Origin of the sequence: Vibrio chanodichtyis, from assembly GCF_028863985.1 — a bacterium.
GTDB lineage: Bacteria > Pseudomonadota > Gammaproteobacteria > Enterobacterales > Vibrionaceae > Vibrio > Vibrio chanodichtyis.
The window spans coordinates 1-2,506 of sequence record NZ_JARBFT010000032.1 but is presented as its reverse complement, the minus strand read 5'-3'; the positions used below and the strand labels follow the sequence as shown (position 1 = coordinate 2,506).

Here is a 2,506-nt window from a genome sequence, read left to right as displayed (position 1 = left end):
GGAAATCCTCAGCTCTGGCCAGTTAACAAACGCCTCAAGAGGGACTGTTAACGCGCAGCATTTTTGTAATGCTTTGAACTTTGTGATTAATTTGGTATGCGTTAAGTTGGTTGGTGCGTTACCAGCCCCTTAGGCGGGCGTTATGTGTTTTTCTTGCAAGCGCCATGATTAATCAAAACTTTTTTCTAGCCATGCGGCATGGGTGAATTAAAAAACAGTGCCTTAGAGCGTCAATTTGGTACCTTGTTTTTGCGATTTTAAGTGGTTGTAAGTTGCTGTTTTTAAGGTGTTTATTTTTCTTGAGAACTGGTTGGTAAATGTTAGTCTTCGACTCAAATAGAAAGAGGGCTAGAAAATGGATAAAACAGACCAGTTATATGTACAAGCAGACTTTTCACATCAAGACATGAGTGGTCAGTATTTTAAAAATTGCAAATTTTTCTGCTGTTCCTTTAAACGAGCGAACCTCCGCGATACACAATTTGTAGATTGTTCTTTCATTGAACGAGGTGAATTAGAGGGGTGTGATTTTTCTTACTCGGATCTTAGAGATGCATCTTTTAAAAACTGCAGTCTTTCAATGTCGTATTTCAAAGGTGCAAATTGTTTTGGTATCGAGTTCAGAGAATGCGATTTAAAGGGTGCCAATTTTGCTCAAGCTAGCTTCATGAATCAGGTATCGAACAGAATGTATTTTTGTTCAGCTTATATAACAGGTTGTAATCTTTCATACGCCAACTTTGAAAGACAGTGTATCGAAAAGTGTGATTTGTTTGAGAATAGATGGATTGGCGCAAATCTGAGTGGTGCATCATTTAAAGAGTCTGATTTAAGTCGGGGAGTATTTTCTGAAGGGTGTTGGAGCCAGTGTAGGTTGCAAGGTTGTGATTTGAGCCACTCGGAGTTGTATGGTTTAGACCCTCGGAAAGTTGACCTTACAGGTGTAAAAATCTGTTCGTGGCAGCAAGAACAACTTTTAGAGCAATTAGGTTTAATAGTAGTTCCTGACTAAATTTGATGGTTTGAACACACACATAACAAACGCCTCAAGAGGGACTGTCAACGCGCGGCGTTTCCAGTCCCAATGAGCCGTAGTGGTTACGGTTGGTGTGTTTTAGTTTTGTAGTAATGCGTTGCCAGCCCCTTAGGCGGGCGTTATGTGTTTTCTTCGAAAGTGGAGCTTCTGATGAAAATTAGTCACCTAGATCATTTAGTTTTGACTGTTGCAGATATTCCAACAACAGTGAGCTTTTATGAAAAAGTGTTGGGCATGAAAGCTGTTAGTTTTGGCTCTGGTCGGATTGCTTTAGAGTTTGGCCACCAGAAAATCAATCTTCATCAACTTGGTAACGAATTTGAGCCTAAAGCTCAGAATGTCAGATCTGGGAGTGCAGATTTATGCTTTATCACCGACATAGATTTGTCTGATGCAATGAAGCATGTGGAAAATCAAGGTGTGGTTATCATGGAAGGGCCTGTAAAACGTACAGGTGCGCAAGGTGTGATCACATCATTCTATTTCAGAGATCCGGATGGTAATCTCATAGAAGTATCAAGGTATTCAAACACATAACAAACGCCTCAAGAGGGACTGTCAACGCGTAGTATTTTTGGTATTCGGTGATTTTTGTGGTTAATTTGTTATGCGTTAAGTTGGGTTGTGCGTTGCCAGCCCCTTAGGCGGGCGTTATGAAACTTGGAGGTAAGTTTGAACACAGTAGAAAAAGGTGACAAGTTTGAAGATATCGTCTTCGCTAATATAAAGGATCTCGTAAGCTCTGGTTATTTGGGGTTAAATCCCAGTTGCTGTCGCTTATTCCAAAAGAAGGGATATTATTCGAAGGATAGGGACAGCGATATTATCGTAGATATTTCAATTGAAATTTGGATTCCAGGTGCAGACACTTGGTCTATGCTTTGGGTCTGTGAATGTAAAGACTATTCCAAGCCCGTTCCAGTTGATGACGTCGAGGAGTTTAAAGCAAAACTTAATCAAATAACGGGAGTCAATGTTAAAGGGCTTTTTGCAACTTCCTCCGCGTACCAACGTGGGGCATTAAACTACTCGCGTTCAAATGGAATTGGTTTACTTAGGTTGTTACCAGACGAGCAAATCGACATGCTTGTGTACTATATGACACCAGATGCTTTCAAACAGTTGGAGCAACAGAGAAAAAATGAATACAAAAGGGCATTAGTAAATCAAGCACATAGAACTGAGGGGAGTGGTTTTTATTCAATTTACAATGGCTATGTATACCACGGTTGGGAATCCTTAATTGAGAGTTATCTGTCTGATGTCATAGATAAAGTTTCATAACAAACTGTTTAAGAGTGATTCGCAACGCTTGGCATTTTTGGTGTGCGTTACGTTTTGTGTTTAAGGTGGTTTACGGAAGCTTCGGTATTGCGTTGCTCACACCTTAACAGGGCGTTAGGTCACGACGGGATCACATGAGCAATGCAGAGCAGTGTCGATTGAGTATGGAAGAGCAAAACGTGGATA

General features: G+C 40.6%; 3 protein-coding genes. All 3 read left to right on the top strand.

Annotated features, from left to right (window positions below; translation table 11 throughout):
- Positions 1–355 precede the first annotated feature (355 nt).
- Positions 356–1,012: a quinolone resistance pentapeptide repeat protein QnrVC4 gene (locus PUN32_RS13915; RefSeq protein ID WP_000361704.1), complete on the top strand. Its 657-nt coding sequence runs from the start codon at positions 356–358 to the stop codon at positions 1,010–1,012.
- A 174-nt stretch (positions 1,013–1,186) separates the two neighbouring features.
- A complete protein-coding gene (locus tag PUN32_RS13910; protein ID WP_274723729.1) occupies positions 1,187–1,573 on the top strand; it encodes a VOC family protein in 387 nt (128 codons plus the stop codon).
- Between the two features lie 135 nt (positions 1,574–1,708).
- Positions 1,709–2,320, top strand: coding sequence for a restriction endonuclease (locus tag PUN32_RS13905; RefSeq protein ID WP_274723728.1), 612 nt, complete (start codon positions 1,709–1,711; stop codon positions 2,318–2,320).
- Positions 2,321–2,506: the final 186 nt, after the last annotated feature.